This is a genomic window from Prauserella flavalba (assembly GCF_003202235.1).
Taxonomy (GTDB): domain Bacteria; phylum Actinomycetota; class Actinomycetes; order Mycobacteriales; family Pseudonocardiaceae; genus Prauserella_A; species Prauserella_A flavalba.
Genome location: NZ_MASU01000020.1, coordinates 1 through 23,306 on the forward strand (window position 1 = coordinate 1; position 23,306 = coordinate 23,306).

Sequence of the window (23,306 nt, forward strand, 5' to 3'; positions counted from 1 at the left end):
TCGGGCGGGGCCTGTCAAGTGCTCCGCAGGTGTGTTGCGCGGCGAGGTGATCGAGGCTTCTGGTAAGGCAGGGATCGACCAAGATCATCCTGCTGCGAGAGGTCCCGTTGCGCGATCAGTGTGCCCTTTCTTCGTCCCGGCTCACCGGGGAGGATGCCCGATTCCGGATGGCGCCGGGGCATCTGGGCGAGTTGACTCGTTACCTCCCCGTGGAGCTCGTCGACGCCGTGTTGGCCGAAACCCGAACCGTGGAGCGGAGACTGCGGTGCCTGCCGTCTCGGGTCGGGGTGTACTTCGTCTTGGCGCTCACGCTGTTCCCGTCGTTGGGGTACTCGCGGGTGTGGGACAAGCTGACCGCCGGGCTGCGGAGTTATGTCCGCCTCTGCCCGAGTGAGAAGGCTCTTCGTGACCTCCGTCGGCGGCTCGGGCCCGCGCCGTTCAAGGCCTTGTTCGAGATCGTGGCTGGTCCTCTGGCGCAACCGACCACGGCAGGGGTGTGCTACCGGCGCTGGCGGACCGTCGCCTTCGATGGCTGCAGCGCGGTGAAGGTCCCCGACTGCGAGCGCAACCGCGCCTGGCTGGGGAGGATCCAGGCGCGGCTGGGTTGGGCGGGCTATCCCATGCTTCGGCTGATGACATTGTGCGAGACAGGGACGCGCGGCGTGCTCGGCGCCGCGTTCGGACCGATCAGCCAGTACGAAACCGGGTATGCACGCCAGTTGCTGCCGCTATTGGACGCGACCATGCTCGTACTAGCCGACAGAGGCTTCGACGCCGACGACTTCCTCGCCGACACCGCCGCGACTGGCGCCCAGCTCCTTATCCGTGTGACCGCCCGACGCCGGCCGGCGATCCTTGCCGCACTACCCGATGGTTCCTACCTGACCCGGTTGGGCCGCTTGAAGCTCCGCGTCATCGACGCGGAGATCACGATGACTGCGAGCAGCGGTGAACGGGTTGTGGAGCACTACCGGATCGCCACCACGCTGCTGGACTGCCGTCGTGACCCCGCCGAGACGCTGGTGCGGCTCTACCACGAACGGTGGGAGGTCGAGTCCGCCTTCTACGCCCTGCGGCACACCCTGCTGCGCGGAACCGTACTGCGGTCACACGATCCCATCGGTCTCGAGCAAGAACTGTGGGCCCAGCTCACCGTCTACCAGCTCCTACGCACGGCCATGGTCGACGCGGTGGAGTCCCGGCCAGGCTCCGATCCCGACCGCGCCAGCTTCACCATCGCTCTGGAGGCCGCGCGAGATCAGCTAACCCTTGCCGCGCCGGCACAAGACGCCGCGCGCGACGCACTGATCGGTGTCGTCGGCACCGCGATCCTGGCCGGTCTGTTGCCTCCTCGACGTCGCCGCACCAGCGCCCGAGCGGTCAAGGCAGGTCGCACCCGCTATCCCGTCAAACCGGATGAGCGTCGTCCCCGCCGCAGTCGCCCGATCACGAGCCTGGTCCTCATAGTCCGGCCCGCTCCTACCAGCCCACCGTCGACCAGATCAGACGACCCCGTAGATCGCCGCAAGGCTGTCCGCGGGACCAGGCCGATGGGCGCAGGGCACCGCAACCGCGTCTTCCACCTGATGTCCCGTCAGCCGGACCGTGTCTGGCGCCCGATCGAAGTCGCCGCGCACCTGGACGTCCCGAACATCGCGACGCAGATGAACCAATGGGCCACCGAAGGCGTGCTCCGCAAAGTCGGCTACGGCAAATACACCCTGGCCGACGAATGGAAAACAGCCCATTGACAGGCCCCGTCCCGGCTTAACTTCGTGGCCTTGGGCGTCCGAGACGTGTTTTTCCTGATCTGCGATGGTCTCAAAGGACTTCCCGACGTGGTCGAACAAGTGTGGCCGCAGACGATCGTGCAAACCTGCATAATCCACCTTATCCGGAATTCGTTCCGATTGACATCGAGGAAATACGCGGACGAGCTGAAACGGGACCTAAAAGCGATCTACTCTGCACCGACGGCGGATGCCGCGGAAGTTGCATTGGACGAGCTCGATGATAAATGGTCGGAAACCTACCCAGCATTGATTCGACTCTGGCGCAAAGCCTGGACCGAGTTCGTGCCCTTCCTTGACTATGACATCGAGATCAGGAGGATGATCTGTTCGACAAACGCCATTGAATCCCTCAACGCCCGCTACCGCCGCGCGGTACGGGCACGCGGGCATTTCCCGACCGAGCAAGCGGCTATGAAGTGCCTGTACCTTGTCACCCGAAGCCTCGACCCGACCGGCACCGGAGCCGCCCGCTGGGCAGTGCGCTGGAAGCCCGTGATCAACGCTTTCGCCGTCACCTTCGGTGACCGCTGGCCGGGAGCCGAGACCTACTAATCGAAACCGCCAGAAACACCGCTCGTGTTACGGACCTCCGAGGTACTCGGCGACGTCCTCAACTGTCCATAGTCGACTCAATGGGTTTATCCTTCCATACTTGGCAATGGCTTCTTCGATCTCCTCCTTTGCGATTCGTCGTCGCTCGCGAGCTTTCGCGGCGGCGGTGTTGGCGAGTGCGGCGTCACCGATGGTCAGCCAGCCGACGCCGTCGAACAGCCAGTTCAAGGTGACCGTGGCGTCGTCGCCGGTCAGGTCAGGATCGGCCGGCGTATGACCGGGATGCTCGGGTGGTTCGCCGCGTTGGTAGGCCTTCCGCACGGCCCGTAGCGCCGTCAGGGTGGTGGAGTAGTGGCGGCTTTTGGTGGAGAAGTGGCCGCCGAAGCCCAGCATGTGGGCCCATTTCTGGAGCTTTCCCCAGCTCTCGGCCCAATCCAGGGAGTGTCAGATTTTCGGCTCTGTCGCTGATCTTGTGATGTCTTCTTATTAGTTGGTGAGGAGTACGCGTTTGCGGAGGAGGTCGAGTCCGGCTCGGCCGTACATCTGTCGCTTGATCATTTTGATGCGGTTCACGTGGCCTTCGGTGGGGCCGTTGCTGTAAGGCTGGGTGAGCGCGGCGGTCACGGCGCTAGCGTCTTTGCCCAGTCCGCGGGTGAAGGAGTGCAGGTAGGGCAGGTCAGAGCTGCGCACGGTCGTGATCCACGCGCGTAGCCGGGTGGCGTTGCCTGGGCTGGGTGTCAGCAGTTCCGCGAAGCCGTGGACGGCATCGGCGAGATCGATCATCTCGGGGCAGGCGCTGGTGAGTTCGTCGCGCAGGTGTCGTTGGACGTCGGTCAGGCGATCAGGGTGGGTGAGGATGAGGCTGGTGAGGCGGCGCGGCGAGATCGAGGCCCGATCGTTTTCGACTCGTCCCTGGTTGATGTAACGGGCGAGGAGATTCGCGCTGCCTTGGTAGCCCAGGGCTTTGATCTCCTTGAGTAGCTGTGTCACGCCGACGGTGGGGTCATCGGCACGGCGTTGGCGGAGATGTTCTCGGTATGGGTCGACCAGCGTGGGCCGATAGACCGGGGCGCGCACGAGACGCTCTGGTTCGGTGATGCGTGCGTACCGTTTGACGGTGTTAAGGGCGAGGTTCAGTCGTCGTGCGCACTCCAGCATTCCCACACCGCGGTCGAGGAGGTCGTGGACGTGGTGCCAGCGCTCGCGGGTGGTGGTGGCACGTGTGCCCTCACGTATCGTAGGGCGAAATCGTCCACGCCCGCCACCGTCACCTCACCGCGCGGCGGGTCCGGTGGAGCCCGGACACGCCGCAGGATCGTGTCTCGGCCACAATTGATGCCGATCGCCGCTGCCAACCGCGCGCCGGCGCGGCCGGCCAGCGCCAGCCCAATGCGCGCCACCATGTCCTGCCACAACGGCGTCGCTCGAGAGTGTGGAGTGGTCACACCCGGGACTTGCTCGGTGAAGGTCACGGCGGCACACTTTCCGTTGGTGCAACGGAAACGCCGCACCTGGAGGACAACCACCACGCCAGCCCCTGCCACCGGAGCATCCGCCAACGTCCTGTCGTAGCGGCCGTGGACCCGCCCAGAATACTTCCCACAGTGACGGCAACGAGCACGATGACCGCGGACCCGCGCGGAGACGACGACTTCGTCGACCTTCCGCTCGATGTGTTCTACGATCAACTCACCGAGGTGAGGCCACAAGCTATGACTGTCCACACTGCACAGTCGCCACCCTATGATGCTTCGAGTCAGAAACCAGGTAGACACTCCACAAGATCAGCGACAGAGCCGTTTTTCTGACAGACCCAGACCCTGGTGTGCGGGCGTCGGGTGTCGGGCCAGTCGATCCACTCGGCTGTCGCTCGACACCTGGTAGCGCCGTGGTTCAGATATGGCCCTACTTGAACGCGTCGGGGTAAAGACGGGCCGAGATGGTTTCCACGGCGTCGATGTTTCCGAGCGTTCCGGGGTACAGGTCGCTTTGCGGTACCGCGATGAGAAGGTCGTTCTTGACGGCCGGGATGTCGGGAAACGTGGTGCGCAGGTAGGTGCGGGTTTGTTCTTCCTGCTGGGGGCTGGCGGTGCCGAATACGATGGCGTCCGGGTTGCGGCTGATGATTTCTTCCGGGTTGATCTCGGCGGCGAAGAAGTCCGCGAATTCGGGGGCGTCTGGGTCGAAGACGTTTTCACCGCCGGCCTTGCTGATGATGTCTGCTTCGACGCCGGCTCCGATGGCGCCGAGGGAGTTTCCTTCGACGTAGACCTGTGCGACGGAGAGGCGTGGGTGGTCGGCGATTGCGGTCTCCACGGCCGCAAGCCGATCTTGGGCGTCTTGTGCGAGGTCAGCGGCGGCGTCGGGGACGCGGAGGATGTTGCCGAGGTTGGTGACGTCGGTGAGGACGTCGGTGACCTCGGCGGTGTTGCGCCGGTCAGCGCAGCCACCGGTGGCGACATACGCTTGAGCGCCGTTCTGGGCCAGTTGGTCGATGCTGGCGAAGCCCTGCTCGGCGGTGAACTCGTACTCGGTGGGCGAGACCACGAGATCGGGCTCGGCGGCGAGCAGGTCTTCGCGCGCTGGTGGCGCGTCGGTGCTCAGCACGGGGATGTCGGCGGCCTGCTGCGCGATGTCGCCCGGAAGGGGCGAGGTGTCGGTCTGGGCTTGCCCGGCGAGAGAGTCCTGGACGCCGAGGCGCAGGAGCAGCTCGGTCTGTGACGGCATCATGCCTACGATGCGGGCCGGTGTGGTGTCGAAGGACAGCTCTCGTCCGCAGTTCGTGATCGTCACCGTCTCGCCTGAGCCGCCGGTGGAGGCGGTGTCGCTGGTGACACCGGTTCCGCACGCCGTCAGGGCCAGTGATGACACGGCGAGCAGCGAGAGCGTCGCCGTCAGGGGCCGGCGGCGCGGACGCCGAGACGAGGTGGTCTGGTGGGTGGTCATCGGGTGGTGGTCCCTTCCTGAATGGAGTCCAAGGGGTGGACGTGGGCGCGCCCGGTCGGCTGCGGGCTGCGGGAGTCGAAGAGGAAGTGCGGCTGCCGGGTGTCCGGGTGACTGACGACGGTGGATTCGACCCGGAAGACGGAGCGGATGAGGTCGGTGTCGAGGATGTGCTCGGGCGTGCCGTGAGCGACCAGATGCCCGTCGTTAAGCACACCGATGGCGTCGCAGGAGCGTGCCGCGAGGTTGAGATCGTGCAGGGCGATCAGCACGGTCCTGTCGGTGGCCCGGATCAGGTCGAGCAGTTCGAGCTGGTGGGCGATGTCGAGATGGTTCGTCGGCTCGTCGAGGACGAGCACCGGCGTGTCCTGGGCGAGTGCCCGGGCGAAGAGCACGCGCTGGCGTTCCCCACCAGACAGCGCGGAGAAGGCCCTGTTGACCAGGTGGCTGGCGCCGACCCGGGCCAGGGCGTCGCAGGCGAGGGCGATGTCGGCCTCGGAGTCCCGGCCGAAGCCTCGCCCGTGCGGGATGCGTCCGAGGAGCACGAGTTCAAGGACGGGGATCTCGAATTCCTCGCTGTGTTCTTGCGTCATCACCGCGACACGTTGCGCGAGCTGCCTGCGGGTGAGGGCGGTCATGGGGGTCTCGTCGTAGCGGACCGTTCCTGCCGAGGGCGCGTCGATGCCGGAGACGGCACGAAGCAGCGTGGACTTGCCGCTGCCGTTGGGGCCGAGCAGCCCGAGGACGGTGCCGGAGGGCACCGCGATGCTCACGTCGGTGACGATGCGGCGTCCGCCGCGGTAGGCATCGAGGTTCTCGATGGCGACTCTCATCGGCTCACCCCCACGCTGTCGGCGCGGTCGCGCCGCAGCAGCCACAGGAAGAAGGGCGCACCGACCAGCGCGGTGAGTACTCCGAGCGGGATCTCGGAAGGGGCGGAGAGGGTGCGGGCAAGCAGGTCGCAGGTGGTCAGGAAGACCGCGCCGGCGAGGAGGGCGATGGGCAGCATCTTGCGGTGATCGGAACCGACGATGATGCGCGCGATGTGCGGGACGATGAGCCCGACGAATCCGATGCCGCCGGACACGGCGACCGCGGAGCCGGTCAGCAGCGCAGCGGCGACAAGGATGCCGCTGCGCAGCCGGTTGACGTTGATGCCCAGCGAGCTGGCGGCCTCATCGCCGACCAGGAGCGCGTTGAGCGCCCTGGCGCGCAGCGCGGCGAAGAGCCCCACGACGCACAGGGCGATGGCGGGCAGCAACAGGTGGCTCATCGCCGCCGCCGAGACCGATCCCAGCAGGAAGAACATGATGCTGTAGACGTTCTGCGCATCGGTCGAGATGGTCAGGTAGCTGGTGATCGCGCTGAACAGCGAGCCGAGGGCGACACCGGCGAGGATCAACCGCTGTGGTGCGATACGACCGCCTTTGCGCGCCAGGACGTAGACGGCCGCGGTGGCGATCACCGCGCCGATGAACGCCGACGCCCCGATCCCCAGTGAGCTGAGCCCGATCCCGAGCACGATGAACGACACGGCTCCGACTCCGGCTCCCGCGGAGACACCGAGGATGTAGGGCTCGGCCAGCGAGTTGTGGACCACGGCCTGCATGAGAGCGCCCGCCAGCGCCAGTGCGGCCCCGGTCAGCGCGGCGAGCACACTGCGCGGTAGCCGGAACTGCCACACCGCGTTGTCCTGCACGCTGCTGAGCGAGCCGTCGGACATCCACGGCATTCCGGGAACGAGATGCCCGACGATGATCTTGAGACTGTCGGCCAGCGGCACGCCGATGGTGCCGATGCTCGCCGAGACCACGATCACGGCCAGGAGCGACAGCGTCAGCGTGGGTATGAGAATCCGCACGGCGAGGGCTCCACGGCGACGCAGCCGCCGGGGCGGTTCGGGCGGGTTCGGGCCCGTCGTGGTGGCGCTCCCGTCGGTTTCTGGTCGTGAACTCGTCGGGTCCGGCCGGGGAGAGGCCGGGTCCGGGCTTCGGTGGTTTACCGATGTCATCTGTGGTGTGTGCTTTCTGCGGTCGGCGACGTCGTGGGTCGTGCTGGCCCGGTGGTGATGGCGGCGAAGCTGAGCACCGTCGCGCCGAGGCGATGGAGGCTGTCGAGATGGTTGCTCCCGTGGCCGGTGCGGTCGGCACGCCACACGGCGGCGTCGCCGCCTCTGTCCCGCAGGGCGTCGACGACCGCTTGGGTGGCATCGGCGTTGACGCGGGAGTCCTCCGCGAGCACGATGCCGAGGAATCTCGGAAGCCGGATCCGGTCAGGCAGAGTGTGGGCGCGGTGTAACGGTGAGATGCGGCGCAGTTCGTCGATGCCACCGGGACTGTCCGGATCGCCGAACTCGTTGATCCAGTGGTGCCCGAGCGGATGGGCGTCGAGGTTGAGCAGGTCGAGCGGGGCCGCGGTGCTGACGACACCGGCGCACAGGTCCGGGAAGCCGAGTGCGCAGCTGGCTACCAGCACACCTCCGTGGGACGCGCCGGCCAGTACCAGTTGGTCGGGCCGGGTGTAGCCGGCCTCGACGAGGCCGCGGGCGACGCAGGCAAGGTCGTCGATCCCGCGGTGCTTGTTCCTCCCGCGACCGGCATCGCGCCACGCCTTGCCGCGTTCGCCGCCGCCCCGGACGTGGGCGATGGCGTATCGGCCGCCGTGTTCGATCCAGGCGGGGATGGTCGGTTCGAACACGGGGAGGCTCGGCACCCCGAATCCGCCGTAGCAGGTAAGGATCAGCGGAGTCGGCCCGTCGATGTCGACGGGAGAGGTGATCGCCACCGATATGGTCTCGCCGTCGTCGGCGGTGACCGTGTGCCAGTGGGTGCGGGCGGCCGCGGCGTTCTCGCGGCTGCTGGTCTCGGCGGTGTCTGCCAGCAGCTCGACGGCTGGGACGATGCGTGGGGGCAGCGCCGGTGCTTCGATGAGAACGTGAACCCGGCCGGCGTCGGCACTCACCCCGCTCGCCACGGCCGGAGCTCCTCGGTAGCTGACGAGGCGCTCGTCGATGACGTGTCCGTCGGCGAGCCGGAGGAGGACGCTGTGGCCGTCCCGGACGGCGCCAATGTGCACGTGCCGGCCTGCGACCGCGAGGGACGTGATCTGCAGGGCAGGATCCTGCCAGGACCATTTCTCGGTCCCGCCGGGCGGGTCGAGGACATGAAGCGTGGTGCCGTCGTCGATGAGGACGTCGTCGCCGATGCCGACGGCCCGGACGACTGCCGGGAACGAGGCGAAGTGTCTGCCGGTGGCACGGTCGACCATGCGAGTGGGTGTGCCCGGGCGGCTTTCGCAGAGGAGCCCGCGCGGGCCTGCCGGGAACAGCCGCACGCGCGCCTCAGCGGTCAGTTCCGTGGTCGTGACCCGATGGGCGGTCACATCGAGGCTGATGAGGCGTTGGGGTTCTCGGGCGACGAGGTCGACCGTGCGCGAGTGCGCGTCCCACACCATGGGCTCGTAGCGACAGCGGACACCCGGATACGGGTGGACCTGACCGGATGCGACGTCCACGATCGCGAGGTTCGCGTTCTCATCGGCGTGCTCGGCGAGCTGGATCGCGATGTGGCGGCGATCAGGGGCCGCGGCCATGCGCAGAATGTGCCCGTCCGGTTCGATGACGGCCTCACCAGTGTCGGCGTGATAGATGCCGCGACGCTGCCGCCCAGGTAGGCGGCTGAGTGTGAAACCGCCTTCGGGCAGGCCAGGCCGGCCGTGCTGCTCCCAGCGGGACAAGGCGGCATCCAGCGCAGGGTCGATCGGGACGATCACCTCAGTCACGGTTCACCGGCCGACCGGGTCGACGGCGCCGCCGTGCCAGTACAGGTGCCCGCCCTCGTCGAGTGGCGTGGGCACGGTGAGGGTGTCGATTCCGTCGTGGCCGATCAGGTGCAGCTGACTGTCTCCGCCGCGGGTGACGGCCACCATCGAACCGGTGGGGTCGAGGGCGATCGCCCTGCGCTGGGCCGGGGAGTCGCCGACCGGATCCCACGGGAGGTGTCCGGCGGCCGGTGGACGGGACAGTGCTGGCAGTGAAACCGTGCGGAGGCGGTGCAGATCCGTGCCGGAGCGGTCCACGATCGTCACTTCGTCGCCGTCGGGATGGATCGTGGCCACCGCTGCCCGCCCTCCGCCGAGAGCGAACCGGAACGCCAGCCCCGGGGGAAGTCCCGTGCTGCGCGTGTGGCCGGTGGAGAGATCGACGTCCACGAGATGGTTCGTCCAGGCGGTCCACTGACCCGGGGAGGTGGGACCGCCGCGGACGACGCCGACCGCTCGGCCCGTGGCTGGATCGAAGCGCAGGTAGAACGCTCGCCCCGGAACCGGCCACGGGGTGCGGCCGATCATGCGGGGCACACCCTGATCGATGACGAACCGCTCCAGGCCTCGGCTGGTTGCTGTCGCCGCGATCCCCGTCCGGTGATCGACGGCATCACCATGCCCGTCAGCGGCGAGATCTGTTGTGGCCCGCCCGCTCAGTTCTGGCACGTGCGAACCTACGTCCAGGCCGTCGCGGAGCGGGATCGCTTCGATGGCTCCGGGTTCTCGGTGCCGTAGCACGATCGCCGGTTCGCCGTCGCGCTGGTCGGGAACGACAAGGACGCCGGGTTCGCCGACCCGGGTGCGAAAGCGCACCGATTCGTCCTGGTCGACATCGACGACGGTGACGACATCGCTCCACACGTCCGGGTTCGCGCCCATCCCCGTCGTGATCACGACATACCGGCCCGTGACATCGCAAGCGAGATGTTCGCCGGGGATCGCGACCGGGATCCGCCGTCGCTCGTCGCCCGTGTGCACCACGAGCGCGCCGCCGCGGTCGTCGACGAACGCCCACCCGCGAGGGCGGCCCGCCCGTTCGGGCAACGACAACACGCCCGCGTGTTCGGCCAGCACGCCGGAGCCGAACGGGCGCACGGCAGCGCCGTGAACGGCGTACACGCTCCCTGCCCGGTAGTCGGCGACCACGAGCCGCGGAGTATCCATGCTCCCAAACCTATTAGATATGAAAATCGTTATCAACTAGGGTCGAGGTGTTCGCCTCGCGAACTCGGGCCGGCCTTCCCGCCGGCACGGCTCATCTATCGAGAGGAGTCCGCAATGGACACGCAGATTGTCGCCGAGATCGAGGAGCCCGAGCAGCTGGCGCACCTGTCGGCCACGCACTCGAACGCGCTCGTCGAGAACCCGTTCGACTGACCACGTCGTCAGCGAGAACACACTCCGGTCGGGCAGCCCTTTTGGGGTTGCCCGACCGGGCCTGTCCGAAAGGCCGTCTATGGTCCCCAAAACTCCTGTCGCTCACGTGCCCGCTACTGGCGCGCAGGTGCTGATCGACTTCGATGGCACCGCGATGGTACGCACGTCCGCGGGCCGGTTCCTGCGTCTGCAGGCGCCGCCGCCGGGGCTGTGGGACGTCCTCACCGGGGCCTCGGCCGGTGACGAGGCGACCGCGGCCTACCTCGCCGCGCTCCAGGAGGAGATGACCTCACGTGAGGCCGCCGACGCTCGACACCGGTGGCCGGTCTCCAGGCGCACGGTGGGGTTGCTCGGATCCGGTGCTGTCATCGACGAATTGGCCCAGGCACTGGGTGAATGGGGTGTGAGCACGCAGCGGTACGCCACGAGCGCCCAACTGCTGGCGACCCGGCACCCGGGGCCGGAAGGCGAACCGGTGACTGGTGAGGGCGGGTCCGTCGCTCCGGTTCTGGTGATCGCCTATGCGGACTCGCCCGCGGAACGGGCCGACTGGGACCGGCTGGATGTCCTGCCGGGCGCGGGGGTCGCGTGGCTGCGCGCCTACCGGGAAGGTGGGAACTGTTTCGTCGATCCGATCGGCGTGACCGCCGAGGACCCCGGCAGCGAGCAGGTACGGCGTCGGCGCTTGGCGGCCAGCCTCGTGCCCGGACAGTTGGCCGCCTGGCAGCGGGCGGCCCCCGCGGACGGCAGGCCGATGCCGTCCAGCGCGCGCATCTTCCTGGTCGGCCGCATCCTCGCCGTTTCCTTGGCATGGGCGCAGGAGACCGCGCTGCTGGAGGAGTACCGACAGACGCTGTGGAAGTTCGTACCGGCGACCGGCACGGTCAGCGAACACCCCGTCCTGGGCTACGCCCCGCCGCACGTGCCCGATGAGCCGGTGATCCGACGGTGATGACACCGATGCAGCCACGCGAGCATGTGTGCCGCATGCGCGACGGCACTGAGCTTCGAGGGCAGTTCTGGGAGTGTGCGGCCCCGGCAGGCCTGGTCGTGATCCGAACCCCCTACGACGCGCGGCAGCACGCGGCGACGGCGAGGTCCTGGTCGGCGCGCGGCTACCACTGCCTGATCCAGGACGTCCGCGGACGGTACCGGTCCGGCGGCGACTGGACCGCCTACCAGCACGAGGAGGACGATGGGGGCCAGGTGCTCACCCAGCTGGGCCGCGAGCACCCCGGACTGCCGATCGTTCTGTTCGGTGCATCCTATGCCGCGCACGCGGCCCTGGAAGCCGCTCGCGGGGCAGCACACGTCGGCAGCGTCACGGTCGCGGCGGTGATCGTGCTCGTCCCGGCGCTGGGACTTGCCGAGACCGCGTGGGACAGCTCAGGCACTCCGCAGATCCGGCATCGGATCGGATGGTGGCACGAACACGGCCGCACCCGCTGTGCCCAGAACCCGCTGTCCGCGGCCGAACTCGCCCGGCGCACAGCGGAAGCCGACGACGCCGGTGTTGTCGATGCTGCGAAGAACTGGGGCTGGACACCGCACGCGCTAGCGCAATGGCGGCGGCTGTGGCAGGCCGAGCGGATCGACCTGGCCGCACGCTACGACCTCGGCATCCCGCTGTTGGTGATCAGCGGCGACGACGACTTCTTCGACAACGACGCCCGCCGCCTGGCGCGCACCTGGACCGCGGCGAGCCACTTCGTCACCGGGCCTTGGGGCCACAGGTTGGCCGGAGACATCGCCGACCCCGAGCTGCGGAGCCGTTTCCGCGCTGCCGGCGGCTTGGGCGGCATCATCGAGGCGTGGCTGTCGGCCCACGACCTGTCCGGAACCGCGGCGGGGTGGACCGAGGTCCTGCGGGACGCGCCTCACACTCGCTCGACGCTCGATCCCGCCGACGGGGCTTGGCGTCACGAAAGGACTGCGCCATGATCCCCGTCAACGCCGGCCAACCGCGTGAGCACGCCGAGGGTGAGCTCGCGACGACATCACCGCCCCGCCAGCACGTGCTGCCCGTCGAGACGCTGGTAGACCCAGAATGCGGCGTCATCCGCTCCGTCCGCCGGGTGCCGCACCCCGCCGGTGCGCCCACCGCCTACCTCGCCTTGACCGCCGCGGTCTCGGACGCCCGCCGGCTGGGCGAATGGCCGGCTGACCGCGTGTCCCTGGGCACCTCCTTCGGCGATGTGGAACAGGCCCGCATCGCGGCGGTCGCCGAAGGCGTCGAACGGTACTGCGGCAACTGGCTCCCCGCCGAGCTCCCTGCCGAGGAGCTCCGCATCGCGACCAGGGCCCAGCTGCTCGACGATGCGCTCACGCCCATCCCGCTGAGTGCGCTGCCGGTGTTCGCCCCCTGGCAGTACGACCGGGAGAACTTCCCCTACGAGCGATGCACCGAACACACGCCCACACTGTGGACCCGCTGCACCGACGAACACTCCGCGGACGTGTGGGTCCCTGCCTCACTGGTCTACCTGAACTGGCGGCAATCCCGATTCCGGCAGCTGCGGCGCATCCATCACCTCAACTACGCGGGCATCGCTACCGGACAAGGCGCCGAGGACGCCCGCGACCGCGGCGTCCTGGAGATCATCGAACGTGACGCGCTCGAAGTGTGGTGGCACCTCGATGGACCCACGATCGGCATCGACCCCGCCAGCGTGCCCGGCCTCGCGGACGATCTCGACGGCAGTAGCCTGACCGTCTCGCTGGTGGTCATGCCCTCGGAGTTCGCTCCCGCCGTCGCCGCTCTCGTGCACGATCGGGACCGTGGCCTGTACGCGGCGGGATTCTCCGCCGCCCTCGACCCGGCACAAGCCGCCCGCAAAGCTGTCCTGGAAGCCGTGCACACCTGGATCTACACCCAAGGCTGCACGAGTGCCGACGGGTGGGTGTTCCGTGCTGTCGAGCAAGGCCTGATGGCCCGCGGTCTGTACCTCGATTTCCGCGACGACGCCCGTTATCTCGACGCCGCGGGTCAGCACTGCGAGCACATCATCGACCTCGGCGCGCATGTCCAGCTCTGGCTCGATCCCCGCGTCCACGACGAGGCGCGCCGCTTCACCGCTCCGGCCGGCGGAGTACGCCCGATCACCGACCTGACGGCGGTGACCATGGACGAGGTCTACCAGCGCCTGAGCGCACGCGGACATGGCGTCATCACCCGCGACCTGACCACCAGCGACATCCGCCGCACCCCATTGCGCGTCGTCCGGACCATCATCACCGGTCTCGTCCCCAACGCGCCGGCAGCCTTCGCCTACCTCGGCATGCCCCGCTTCGAGCAGGCCGCCCTCGACCGGGGATGGCGCACCTCATGGGACGGCGGCCCGGCAGACCTCACCCTCATCCCGCCCCCGCATATGTAGGCCCGCCAATGACCCCCATGACCACAGGCACTCCCGCAGACGGCACCCGGCGGCACGCGATACCGGCGATGTCGAGCCTCCCGGAACCCCTGGCACGCGCCCTCACTCCGGAGAGTCCCGGGCCCCCGGTGGCACCCGGACCCCGCGTCAACCCGTGGCAGAAGGCAGGGGCGGCGCCCGTCGCCGTCCCTGAGCGTCTGCGCAGCCTGTTCGACGGTCTGTGGCACAGCCCCGGTTACCACCACCTGCCCGACGGAACCGCCACCAGCATCCGGCAACGACCGGTGCCGTCGGCGGGTGCCGCCTACCCCGTGCACAGCCATCTCGTGGTCGGCAGCGCGGGCCTCGACGGTCTCGATCCTGGCCGCTACCTCTTCGATCACGAGAGTGGGAATCTCCTACGGCGGGTCGGATGGGACAACGAGCGTTCGCGTCCCGCCACCGCGCAGACCACACTGGTGCTGACCGTACAGCCCGGCCGCAGTTTCGGACGATACCGCCACCGCGCGTGGCCGCTCTGGATCGCCGATGTCGCCTATGCACAGACGGCGGTGGAGTTTCTCGTCACCGAGCGGCTGAGGACCTCGACCGGTCCCGGGCCGCGGCTGCGGGCGCTGCTCGGTGTTCCGCGCGCGGCCTGCGCTCAGCCGTGGCTGAACCGAGGACTCGTCCCCGAGATCCCGCTGGCGGCCGTCGAACTTCCTCCATCGTGGACAGTCGATGTCGGCCGCAGCCATGCGTTGGCCACCCGGCGCTCTCCGGCGCTCAGCGAGTTCGAACAGGCCACGGGCCGTCGCCCGGATCCGCGCGCCGTGGAGGTCGCGCGCCTGTCCGGACAGGCCTGGGTCCTCGGGGCGGACCGGGTCGAGACGTGGTCGGTGCCCGCGCAGGCCCCGGCTCGGGACATCGCCGAGGCCGTGTGGCAGGCGCATCGTCGCGCCGCGTCACTGTGCTACGAGGGAGTGCTGTCGGGCCGGTGGCGGAGCCGGCCGGTCTCCGGAATCGCCGCCGGCCATGGGCGCTGGATCACCCATGCCCTCGCGATGCTGCCGAGCAACGGGCACGGTCACACAAACGATGCCCAGGAGGCCGCCGCATGATGATCGTGCGCGAGCTATGGCGCGAAGCGGCCCGGTTCCCTGCCGCACTGGCGTGGAGCATCGCTCTCTTGGTGCTCGTCTTCGCCACCCATGTCGGGCAGGCCGTGGCGATCGCGTGGTCCATGTCGGCGGTCCTGGACGGGCAGGCGCAGGACGTGCTCGTGGCTCTGGGGGCCATCGTCGGGATCGCACTGGCCCGACTGGTGCTCTCGCTGGTTCAAACCTCGGCGGCGGCGCGGCTGGGCGGACACGTGCGGGAGACCGTACGCCGCCGGGCGATGCGGGCCGCGCTGGTCCCCGACCGTCTGCACGACACGACCGTCCGGGACGGATCGATGCGGGCGACGCTCGGCGATGGGATCGATGGCACCGACGCGTACGTGTCGAAGTACATCCCCGTCATCGCTCAGGTCTTCCTCACCTGCCCGCTGGTGATCATCGCCGTGGTGGTGCTGTCACCCTGGGCGGGCCTGTGCGTGGCCGTCGGGGTCGTGCTCGCGCTGGCCGGGCCGATGGCGTGGAAGCGGATGATGGCCCGGCGCGGACTCGATCATTGGGACAGCTACGAAGCTGTCAGCGCCGACCTGCTCGAATCCCTTCGGGGCATGTCCACGCTACGTACGCTCGGTGACGTGCCCGCCACCCGCCGGCGCTTGCACGCACGTTCCGAAGCATTGCGACGGGCCACAGAACGGGTCATGCGGGTGTCGCTGGCCGAGACGGGGGTGACGGACTTCGCGATCCAAGCCGGTATCGCCGCCGCGGCGGTCGCCGCGCTTGCCCAGGCCGTCACCGGGCAACCGCCGGCCATGGACGTCTACCTGATCTTGTTGCTCGCGTCCGAAGCGTTCCGTCCGATCCGGGAACTCTCCCGCCACTGGCATGCGGGGTTCCTCGGCCTGACCGCGATCCCCGGCCTGGCCCGCATCGGTGCTTTCGCCGGGGCGACAGACACGGCACAGCCCACCTCGGCGGCCGGTGCCGGCCGCGCGGTCGCACCCGAGCAGGCGAGGCAGTTGCGGGTGAAGGCGCTGAGCTTCCGTTACGCCGACGCGGACGGCCCGGTACTCGACGGTCTCCATCTGACCGCGCGCAGGGGCACGCTGAGCGCCATCGTCGGCCCCTCGGGGGCAGGTAAATCAACCCTGTTCGACCTTCTCCTTGGATTTCTCACCCCGGATGCCGGGACGATCGACCTGGACGGGCGGGCACTGCGGGGCGGTGACATCGCGGTGGTTTCCCAACGGCCGGTGCTCTTCGCCGGAACCATCCGCGAGAACCTCGCCGTCACCGGGACCGTAGCGGAATCCGAGCTCATCGCTGCCTGCCGTGCGGCTGGCATCCTCGAGGAGATCCAGGCGTTTCCCCGCGGCTTCGACACCGAGGTGACCGAAGCAGGGTCGAGTCTGTCCGGCGGGCAACGCCAACGCCTCGCCCTGGCTCGCGCGCTGCTGGCGCACCGGCCGGTCTTGCTCGTGGACGAACCGACGAGCGCCCTGGATCCCGACCGCGCCGCCGACGTGATCGAGACACTGCACCGGGTCGCCGCCGAGCGCATCGTGATCATGATCAGCCACCGTCCCGAAACACTCACCGGGGTGGACAACGTGCTGCGGTTGGACTTCGGTCAGCTGGACAGGAGCACCCCGTGACCACGATCCCTCCGCCGCGCACCTTCCGTGCACTGCTGCCGGTGCTCCGCCCCGAATGGCGGGGCATGCTCGGGAGCTATCTCATCGGCACCGCCAGTGCCATGGCGCTGGCGGCTTTGTCGGTCCTCACCGCGTGGGCCGTCGGCCACGCGGTCGTCGAACGCGCCCTGCCCGGGCCGGGATGGTGGATCGTACTGACCGGCCTCGTCGTGGTGCGGACAGTCCTGACCTGGCGGGAAATGGACGTCTCCCACGCCCTGGCCTACCGGGTGCTGGCGCGACTGCGGATGGCGCTCTTCGACGCCTACGCACGCAGCGTCCCCGGCCGACGCCGTGAGCATTCCGGACATGCCGCAAGCGTGGCGATGGACGACATCGAGAAGCTGGAGTTCTTCTACGCCCACACCATCGCCCAACTCGGTGCCTCCATCACCGTGTTCCTCACCTGCCTGGCCACCGCGTTCGCATTCCTGCCCGAAGCGGGCATCGTCCTGCTCGCGGGTAGCGTCCTCGTCGCCACCAGCGCGTTCTACGGAGCCGGAGTCATCCGGCGGCTGGGCGCGACCGAACAACAGGAACGCTCCTCATTGTCAGTACGGATCGTTGACGCGCTCGGTGCCCTGCGTGAAGTCCTGGCCTACGGTCTGACCTCGCGCATCATCGCCGACACCGTCGACGCCACGACCCGGATCACCGCGATCGCCCGGCGACGCGAACTGCTGACGCAACTGGTCACCGCCATCCGTGAGTTCATCGTCACCGCGGTCGTCATCGGCGTGATCGCCACGAGCGCACTCGCCGTCGGCGTGCTCTCCAGCACCGCCGAGCCGCGACTGTCACCGGCGCTGCTCCCAGCCCTGGTCGCACTCGCCATCGCGGGAGTCTCGGCCACCACCGACGCGACGACCACCCTCACCCAACTGCACCCACTGGTGGCCAGCGCCCAGCGTGTCGCCGACGGCATCAACCGGCCCCCGGTCGTCACCGCGCCGACCTCGCCGCGGCCGCTCCCCGACGGGCCGCTGGGCCTGCGGTTCCGCGACGTGTCTTTCTCCTACGACGACCGGCCAACAACACTGTCGTCCTGGTCAGCGGACATCGCTGCCGGCGAACACGTGGGCTTGACCGGACCCTCGGGTTCCGGCAAGAGCACCCTCCTCGCCCTCGCCGCACGACTGTGGGACCCGTCCTCGGGCAGCATCGAACTCGTCGCCCGCGACGGCGCGACCCTGCCCCTCAACCAGCTCGACGACACTGCCCTCCGAGGGGCGGTCGCACTGGTCGATCAGGACGCGACCTTGTTCCACGGAACCGTCCGCGACAATCTCCTCCGCGGCACCACACCGCTGCCCGACGAGGAGCTGACCGCGATACTCCACCGGGTAGGTACCGCCGAGTGGATCGGTCTCGACGACGACCTCGGCCAAAGCGGGCTCCGGCTCTCCGGCGGACAACAAGCCCGCCTCTGCCTAGCCCGCGCCCTCGTCCGCCAGCCCCGGATCCTGCTCGTCGACGAGGTCACCGCCAGCCTCGACCCCGGCACCGAACGCGCGATCTCAAACGTCATCGCCGACTTCACCGGCACCGCCCTGATCGCCTCGCACCGTGCCGAGACCCTCAGCCGACTCGATCGCAGCATCGACATAGGTTCCGAGCACACCCACCGCACCACCGATGTCCCAGCCACCGGGGGACCGTGACCTACCAGCTCTCAAGATGGCTCAGGCGAGTTGCTTGGCCGGTGTCTCGGCCGCCTTGGTGCCCATGTTCGCCAGCCGTCGCTTGTGGACTATCAGCGCGGCGCCGAGCGAGATCACGGCGGCGAAGGAGAGCCACACCGCCGGGATGGCGGCGTTCCCGCCCGACAGTTCGATCAACGAGGTTGCGATGGCGGGCGTGAATCCGCCGAAGATGGCCTGGGCGACGCTGTAGGCGATGGCGAATCCGGTGACCCGCACGGTTTCGGGCATGATCTCGGTGAGCGTGACGACCATGGCTCCCTGGTAGGCGCCGTACAGGGCGGAGAAGATGAGCAGCACGGTGAGCAGCCTGCCGAACGAGGGAGCCGTGGTGAGCCAGGTCAGCAGCGGGTAGCCGGCGAGCGCGGTGAGTGCGGAGGCCGTGATCAGCAGCCGGGTCCGGCCGACCCGGTCGGAGAGGGCGCCCATCACGGGGATCCAGAAGAAGTTCGACAACCCGACGCAGACGGTGGCGACGAACGAGGCGAGATATCCCAGGTTCAGCTCGCGTTCCCCGAAGGTCGGGGTGTAGGCGGTGATGAGGTAGAACATGACGCTCGTCAGGGTCACCAGCCCGACCGCCAGCGAGACGATCGGCCAGGCGGAGGCGAACGTCCGGAAGATCGTGCGCACGCTGGGTGTGCTGTGGCTGGTCCGCTCGGTGAACGACTCGGTCTCGGGAAGCGTGCGCCGGACCCAGAAGATGAAGGGCAGCACGAGCGACCCGATCAGGAACGGGATGCGCCAGCCCCAGTCGTTGAGCTGGTCCTGGGTCAGGGCCGCCGACAGCGCGACGCCGACGAGGGCCGCGAAGACCACGCTAATCTGCTGGCTGGCGGACTGCCAGCTCACGTAGAAGCCACGGCGTCCGGGTTTGGCGATCTCCGCGAGGTAGACGGACACGCCGCTCGACTCCGCTCCCGCGGAGAAGCCCTGCAGGAGCCTGCTGAACACCACGAGGATGGGTGCGGCGATGCCGATCGTGCTGTAGGTGGGCACCGCGGCGAGGATGACGACGCTGATCCCCATGATGATCAGGCTCAGGATGAGCCCGGCCCGGCGGCCCTTGCGGTCCATGTAGGCGCCCAGCACGATGGCGCCCAGCGGGCGCATGAGGAAGCCGACGCCGAAGGTCAGGAACGACAGCATCGTGGAGACGAACTCGTTGCCGGTCGGGAAGATCGCGGTCGCGATGGCGCCGGCGTAGAAGCCGTACACCGCGAAGTCGTACATCTCGAGGAAGTTTCCCGCCGCGGCCTTGATGACGTTGCTCCGCGGGTTCGCCGTTGATCGGGAGCCGGACATCAGCCCTCCTGTGTTCCAATATTTGTAACAGCGTCTTATATCTCGGAAACGGAGAGCAGTGTGTGTCGCGCTGCCTGGCCGTGTCAATGGATTGACGGCACCGTTGAGCTGTGAGTATCGTATTTTGAAACGCTGTCCTGTATATTAGAACGCTATGGACAGCACTCTGATGAAAGGACTGCGCGTGCTGGAAACGCTCGCGAGAAGCGACGAGCCGCGCGGGGTCAGCGAGCTGGCCCGCGAGCTCGAGCTGACGCGCAGCAACGTGCACCGCACCCTGCAGACCCTGGCCGCGGCCGGCTACGCCCGGCAAGGCGCCGCAGGCACCTACGAATGCACGCTCAAACTGTTCGAGCTCGCGAGCTCGGTCATGGAGCGGGTCGACGTCAAGCGCTGCGCTGAGCCGCACATGCGGCGGCTGGCCGAGCTCACCCAAGAGACCGTGCACCTGTCGATGCTCAGCGGGGCCGAGGTGGTGTACCTGGACAAGATCGAGAGCCCCCAGCCGGTGCGGGCGTACTCGTCGATCGGTGGCCGGGCGCCGGCGCACTGCGTGGCCTCGGGAAAGGCGTTGCTCGCCGAGGTGAGCGACGCGGCGCTCGCCGAGATGTTCGGTCCCGACCTTCCACAGTGGACTGATCGGACGATCCGTACCCGCGAGAAGCTCGTGACCGAGCTGGCCACCGTCCGTGAGTCCGGATACGCCGTGAACCACGGCGAATGGCGATCGTCCGTCGGCGGCGTGGCTGCCGTGATCGTGAACGCGGCCGGGAGGGCGGAGGCGTCGATCGGCGTGTCCGGCCCGATCGAGCGCGTCGAGCCCAAGTCGGACGACGCCTACCGCGACGCGGTGATCGAGGCCGCCCGGGCGATCTCCCAGGAGATGGGTTGCGCCGCGTATCCGCCGCCACGGGCCTCCCGGTCATGAGTCCCGCCCCTGTTGTCCCACGAAGGTGAAGGTGTGTGCTGATGGTTGTTCCGTTGCGTGACATCCGTGTGGTCGAACTCTGTACGGTCGCCTCCGGCCCCTACTGCGGCATGCTGCTCGCCGATCTGGGCGCGGACGTCGTCAAGGTGGAACAGCCCGGCACCGGTGACACGATGCGGCACTGGCCGCCGATCACCGACGGTTTCAGCGACAACTTCGCCTCCCTCAACCGGAACAAGCGATCCGTCGCCCTGGATCTGAAGGATCCCGAGGACAACGCGAGAGCGCGCCGGCTCATTGCACAGGCCGACGTGGTGATCGAGAACTCCCGGCCCGGCGTGATGGCCAAGCTCGGTCTCGGCTACGACACCGTCAGCGCCGAGCAGCCCCGGCTGGTGTACGCCTCGATCTCCGCGTTCGGCCAGACCGGGCCCCGAGCACGCGAAGGCGGTTTCGACCTCACCATCCAGGCGATGAGCGGGATCATCAGCGTCACCGGGGAACCCGGGGGCGCGCCGGTGAAGTGCGGTGTGCCGATCTCCGACTTCGCGACCGGCCTGTACGCGGCCCTCGCCGTGGTCGGCGCCCTGCGGGAGGTCGACCGCAGCGGCCGAGGGACACACATCGACGTCTCCATGCTCGGCTCGTCACTCGCCATCGCCGCATTGCAGGTGAGCGAGTACTTCGGAAAGGGAGACGACCCGGCCAAGCTGGGGTCCGCGCACCCGCGCAACGCGCCGTACCAGGTGTTCGCCGCCTCCGACGGGCACTTCGCCATGGCGGCGGGCAACGACAAGCTCTGGCAGGCGACGTGTACCGCCCTCGACCGGCCGGACCTGGCGCAGGACGGCCGGTTCGCCTCGACGGCATCCCGTGCCCAGCACCAGGACGAACTGCGAGCCCTGCTGGAAGCGCAGTTCGCGCGGCACACCACGACGGAACTGATCGCCCTGTTCGAACAGGCGGGCGTGCCGTGCGCTCCCGTCAACAGCTACTCGCAGGCGCTGGCCGATCAGCAGGTGGACCACATGAAATGGGTGTCGGAGCTCGACCTGCCGGGCGGACGCACCACCCGCACGTTCGGCTCACCACTGCGCTTCGGTGGCGAGGCGCCCAAGATCCGGCGGCGCCCGCCCGCGCTCGGGGAACACAACGCCGAGGTCCTGGCCGAGCTGGGGGAGGGCTGATGGAGGAGCTGCTCGTCGACCGGGACGGCCGGTCGCTCACCCTCACCCTGAACCGGCCCGCGAAACGCAACGCACTCTCCGAAGCGCTGGTCGAGGCCCTCATCGAGGCGGTGCGCTCCGCGTACGACACACCGACCGACCTCGTCACTTTCCGGGGCGAGGGCAGAACCTTCAGCGCCGGCTTCGACTTCGGCGGTCTCTCCGAGACGTGCGACGGTGAGCTGCTGCGCCGGTTCGTCCGGATCGAGCAGCTCCTGCAGCTGATCCACTCCGCGCCGTTCGACACACTCGCTCTCGTCCACGGGCGCGTGTTCGGCGCCGCGGCCGACCTGCTCTGCGCGTGCGATCACCGGGTCGGTACCGCCCAGAGCACCTTCCGGCTCCCCGGGCTGGCGTTCGGCATCGTGCTCGGCACGCGGCGGCTGGCCGACCGCGTGGGGCAGGCCGCCGCGCGCCGGATCCAGGGCGACGGCAGCACGCTCGACGCGGAAAACGCGAGGAACCTCGGCCTGCTGACCGAGATCGTGGAGCCCGGGGACTGGGACAAGCGGCAGGCGCGGGCCGTCGAGGAGGCAGGCCGGATCGGCGCCGAGGCTCGCGCGGCCTTCCACCGGGCGCTGACTCCGGACCACGCGGATGCCGACCTGGCCGACCTGGTGCGCTCGGCGTCAGTACCCGGGCTCCGGCAACGCATCGAACGATTCCGAGAGGGGACCGCGGCGTGACAAGCAAGCTCGTATCGCTGGTAGAGCTCACCAGCCACATCCAGGACGGCGACTCCGTCGCGCTCGGGGGCAGCTTCCTGCACCGAGGGCCGTTCGCCGTCGTCAGGGAGCTCATCCGCGCGGGCCGGCGCGACCTGGAGATCATCAAGCAGTCGCCGGGCTACGACATCGACGTGCTCTGCCGGGCGGGCAGCGTCCGCCGGGCCAGGGCAGGCATCGTCGCGATGGAAGGCAACTTCGGCCTCGCGCCCTGGTACCGCAAGGCGATCGAGAACGGCGCCGTCGAGCTGGAGGAGCACGCGTGCGCCACGCTCACCGCGGGCCTGCGCGCCTCGGCCTACGGCGTGCCGTTCCAGCCGATCGCCGGTGTCCACGGTTCCGAGCTCGCCGCTCTCAACAAATGGGCGGAGCTGCCCGATCCCTACGGCTCGGGCACGACTGTGTGGGTCATCCCGCCCATCCGGCCGGACGTCGCGGTGATCCACGTCAACGAGGTCACCGAGCAGGGCGACGCGCGGGTGTTCGGGACCACCCACTGGGACCGCATCATGACCCGGTCCGCGCGCACGGTGCTCGTGGTCGCCGAACGAGTCGTCGACGAGTCCGAGTTCCGCGCACGGCCGGAGCTCACGCTGGTTCCCCACTTCCTTGTCGACGCCGCGTGCGTGGTGCCCGGTGGCGCGTGGCCGGGGTCCTGCGCGCCCGACTACGGCATCGACTACGACGCCGTGCGCGACTACCTCGTCGACGACGAGGACAGCCTCACCGCCCACCTCGCCACCGCCCCCGAGTCGAGGAGCTAGCCC

20 protein-coding genes and 2 pseudogenes are annotated in these 23,306 nt (G+C 68.7%); 13 read left to right on the plus strand and 9 right to left on the minus strand.

Annotation, left to right across the window (positions count from 1 at the left end; all coding sequences use genetic code 11):
• The first annotated feature begins 92 nt into the window (after positions 1–92).
• Both BA062_RS35390 and BA062_RS35395 read left to right on the plus strand, forming a co-directional pair.
• Positions 93–1,751, plus strand: a complete 1,659-nt coding sequence (locus tag BA062_RS35390; protein ID WP_425452904.1) for an IS4 family transposase — start codon at positions 93–95, stop codon at positions 1,749–1,751.
• A gap of 33 nt (positions 1,752–1,784) precedes the next feature.
• Positions 1,785–2,345 (plus strand): annotated as a pseudogene (locus BA062_RS35395) (IS256 family transposase); the annotation flags it as partial.
• A gap of 27 nt (positions 2,346–2,372) precedes the next feature.
• On the opposite strand, the gene BA062_RS35400 reads toward BA062_RS35395, so the two are convergent.
• From BA062_RS35400 to BA062_RS35430, 8 genes and pseudogenes are all read right to left on the minus strand, one after another.
• Complete coding sequence (locus BA062_RS35400) at positions 2,373–2,738, minus strand: replication initiator (protein ID WP_245960167.1); 366 nt, start codon at positions 2,736–2,738, stop codon at positions 2,373–2,375.
• A gap of 93 nt (positions 2,739–2,831) precedes the next feature.
• Positions 2,832–3,581: pseudogene (locus tag BA062_RS40805) on the minus strand (ISL3 family transposase); the annotation flags it as partial.
• Positions 3,479–4,120, minus strand: coding sequence for a transposase family protein (locus BA062_RS40810; protein WP_342768975.1), 642 nt, complete (start codon positions 4,118–4,120; stop codon positions 3,479–3,481). The pseudogene BA062_RS40805 and the gene BA062_RS40810, both read right to left, overlap by 103 nt.
• Positions 4,121–4,250: 130 nt before the next feature.
• Complete coding sequence (locus BA062_RS35410; RefSeq protein WP_110343519.1) at positions 4,251–5,291, minus strand: ABC transporter substrate-binding protein; 1,041 nt, start codon at positions 5,289–5,291, stop codon at positions 4,251–4,253.
• Positions 5,288–6,121 (minus strand): ABC transporter ATP-binding protein, encoded by an 834-nt coding sequence (locus BA062_RS35415; protein ID WP_110343520.1) that lies wholly within the window; start codon positions 6,119–6,121, stop codon positions 5,288–5,290. The genes BA062_RS35410 and BA062_RS35415 overlap by 4 nt, the downstream gene beginning before the upstream one ends.
• Complete coding sequence (locus BA062_RS35420) at positions 6,118–7,149, minus strand: FecCD family ABC transporter permease (RefSeq protein ID WP_245960169.1); 1,032 nt, start codon at positions 7,147–7,149, stop codon at positions 6,118–6,120. The genes BA062_RS35415 and BA062_RS35420 overlap by 4 nt, the downstream gene beginning before the upstream one ends.
• Positions 7,150–7,295: 146 nt before the next feature.
• Positions 7,296–9,068 (minus strand): prolyl oligopeptidase family serine peptidase, encoded by a 1,773-nt coding sequence (locus BA062_RS35425; RefSeq protein ID WP_110343521.1) that lies wholly within the window; start codon positions 9,066–9,068, stop codon positions 7,296–7,298.
• Positions 9,069–9,071: 3 nt separating this feature from the next.
• On the minus strand, positions 9,072–10,310 hold the full coding sequence (locus BA062_RS35430; RefSeq protein WP_210407096.1) for a hypothetical protein: 1,239 nt from the start codon (positions 10,308–10,310) through the stop codon (positions 9,072–9,074).
• Between the two features lie 78 nt (positions 10,311–10,388).
• On the opposite strand from BA062_RS35430, the gene amiA reads away from it, so the two are divergent.
• The 7 genes from amiA to BA062_RS35460 all read left to right on the plus strand — a co-directional run bounded on the left by amiA (position 10,389) and on the right by BA062_RS35460 (position 18,316).
• On the plus strand, positions 10,389–10,487 hold the full coding sequence (gene amiA / locus BA062_RS40815) for a streptamidine family RiPP (protein WP_245960170.1): 99 nt from the start codon (positions 10,389–10,391) through the stop codon (positions 10,485–10,487).
• A 106-nt stretch (positions 10,488–10,593) separates the two neighbouring features.
• Positions 10,594–11,439, plus strand: coding sequence for a hypothetical protein (locus tag BA062_RS35435; protein ID WP_210407097.1), 846 nt, complete (start codon positions 10,594–10,596; stop codon positions 11,437–11,439).
• 35 nt (positions 11,440–11,474) lie between these two features.
• On the plus strand, positions 11,475–12,428 hold the full coding sequence (locus tag BA062_RS35440; RefSeq protein ID WP_110343585.1) for a CocE/NonD family hydrolase: 954 nt from the start codon (positions 11,475–11,477) through the stop codon (positions 12,426–12,428).
• A 74-nt stretch (positions 12,429–12,502) separates the two neighbouring features.
• Positions 12,503–13,864, plus strand: a complete 1,362-nt coding sequence (locus tag BA062_RS35445) for a YcaO-like family protein (protein WP_245960171.1) — start codon at positions 12,503–12,505, stop codon at positions 13,862–13,864.
• Positions 13,865–13,992: 128 nt separating this feature from the next.
• On the plus strand, positions 13,993–14,964 hold the full coding sequence (locus tag BA062_RS35450) for a nitroreductase family protein (protein WP_110343525.1): 972 nt from the start codon (positions 13,993–13,995) through the stop codon (positions 14,962–14,964).
• Positions 14,961–16,616 carry an ABC transporter ATP-binding protein/permease gene (locus BA062_RS35455; protein ID WP_110343526.1) on the plus strand — a complete coding sequence of 552 codons (1,656 nt, stop codon included), beginning with the start codon at positions 14,961–14,963 and terminating at the stop codon, positions 16,614–16,616. Before BA062_RS35450 ends, BA062_RS35455 begins: the two co-directional genes overlap by 4 nt.
• Positions 16,613–18,316: an ABC transporter ATP-binding protein gene (locus BA062_RS35460; protein ID WP_210407098.1), complete on the plus strand. Its 1,704-nt coding sequence runs from the start codon at positions 16,613–16,615 to the stop codon at positions 18,314–18,316. Before BA062_RS35455 ends, BA062_RS35460 begins: the two co-directional genes overlap by 4 nt.
• A 21-nt stretch (positions 18,317–18,337) precedes the next feature.
• Here the strand turns inward: BA062_RS35460 and tcuC are convergent, their stop codons facing one another.
• Complete coding sequence (tcuC, locus tag BA062_RS35465; RefSeq protein ID WP_110343527.1) at positions 18,338–19,660, minus strand: tricarballylate/proton symporter TcuC; 1,323 nt, start codon at positions 19,658–19,660, stop codon at positions 18,338–18,340.
• A 154-nt stretch (positions 19,661–19,814) separates the two neighbouring features.
• On the opposite strand from tcuC, the gene BA062_RS35470 reads away from it, so the two are divergent.
• The 4 genes from BA062_RS35470 to BA062_RS35485 are packed head-to-tail and all read left to right on the plus strand — an operon-like array spanning position 19,815 to position 23,303.
• Positions 19,815–20,588 carry an IclR family transcriptional regulator gene (locus BA062_RS35470; RefSeq protein ID WP_110343528.1) on the plus strand — a complete coding sequence of 258 codons (774 nt, stop codon included), beginning with the start codon at positions 19,815–19,817 and terminating at the stop codon, positions 20,586–20,588.
• A 41-nt stretch (positions 20,589–20,629) separates the two neighbouring features.
• Entirely contained in the window at positions 20,630–21,775 is a 1,146-nt protein-coding gene (locus BA062_RS35475; RefSeq protein ID WP_110343529.1) for a CaiB/BaiF CoA transferase family protein, read from the plus strand.
• Positions 21,775–22,500 carry an enoyl-CoA hydratase/isomerase family protein gene (locus BA062_RS35480; protein WP_110343530.1) on the plus strand — a complete coding sequence of 242 codons (726 nt, stop codon included), beginning with the start codon at positions 21,775–21,777 and terminating at the stop codon, positions 22,498–22,500. Before BA062_RS35475 ends, BA062_RS35480 begins: the two co-directional genes overlap by 1 nt.
• Entirely contained in the window at positions 22,497–23,303 is an 807-nt protein-coding gene (locus BA062_RS35485) for a CoA transferase subunit A (RefSeq protein ID WP_110343531.1), read from the plus strand. Before BA062_RS35480 ends, BA062_RS35485 begins: the two co-directional genes overlap by 4 nt.
• The last annotated feature ends 3 nt before the right edge of the window (positions 23,304–23,306 follow it).

What these genes read in the sequence shown, in the direction of transcription:
- BA062_RS35400 (WP_245960167.1), bottom strand. Translation starts at nt 2,738, where the DNA reads ATGCTGGGCTTCGGCGGCCACTTCTCCACCAAAAGCCGCCACTACTCC.
- BA062_RS35410 (WP_110343519.1), bottom strand. Translation starts at nt 5,291, where the DNA reads ATGACCACCCACCAGACCACCTCGTCTCGGCGTCCGCGCCGCCGGCCC.
- BA062_RS35415 (WP_110343520.1), bottom strand. Translation starts at nt 6,121, where the DNA reads ATGAGAGTCGCCATCGAGAACCTCGATGCCTACCGCGGCGGACGCCGC.
- amiA (WP_245960170.1), top strand. Translation starts at nt 10,389, where the DNA reads ATGGACACGCAGATTGTCGCCGAGATCGAGGAGCCCGAGCAGCTGGCG.
- BA062_RS35440 (WP_110343585.1), top strand. Translation starts at nt 11,475, where the DNA reads ATGCGCGACGGCACTGAGCTTCGAGGGCAGTTCTGGGAGTGTGCGGCC.
- BA062_RS35455 (WP_110343526.1), top strand. Translation starts at nt 14,961, where the DNA reads ATGATGATCGTGCGCGAGCTATGGCGCGAAGCGGCCCGGTTCCCTGCC.
- tcuC (WP_110343527.1), bottom strand. Translation starts at nt 19,660, where the DNA reads ATGTCCGGCTCCCGATCAACGGCGAACCCGCGGAGCAACGTCATCAAG.
- BA062_RS35470 (WP_110343528.1), top strand. Translation starts at nt 19,815, where the DNA reads ATGGACAGCACTCTGATGAAAGGACTGCGCGTGCTGGAAACGCTCGCG.
- BA062_RS35475 (WP_110343529.1), top strand. Translation starts at nt 20,630, where the DNA reads ATGGTTGTTCCGTTGCGTGACATCCGTGTGGTCGAACTCTGTACGGTC.
- BA062_RS35480 (WP_110343530.1), top strand. Translation starts at nt 21,775, where the DNA reads ATGGAGGAGCTGCTCGTCGACCGGGACGGCCGGTCGCTCACCCTCACC.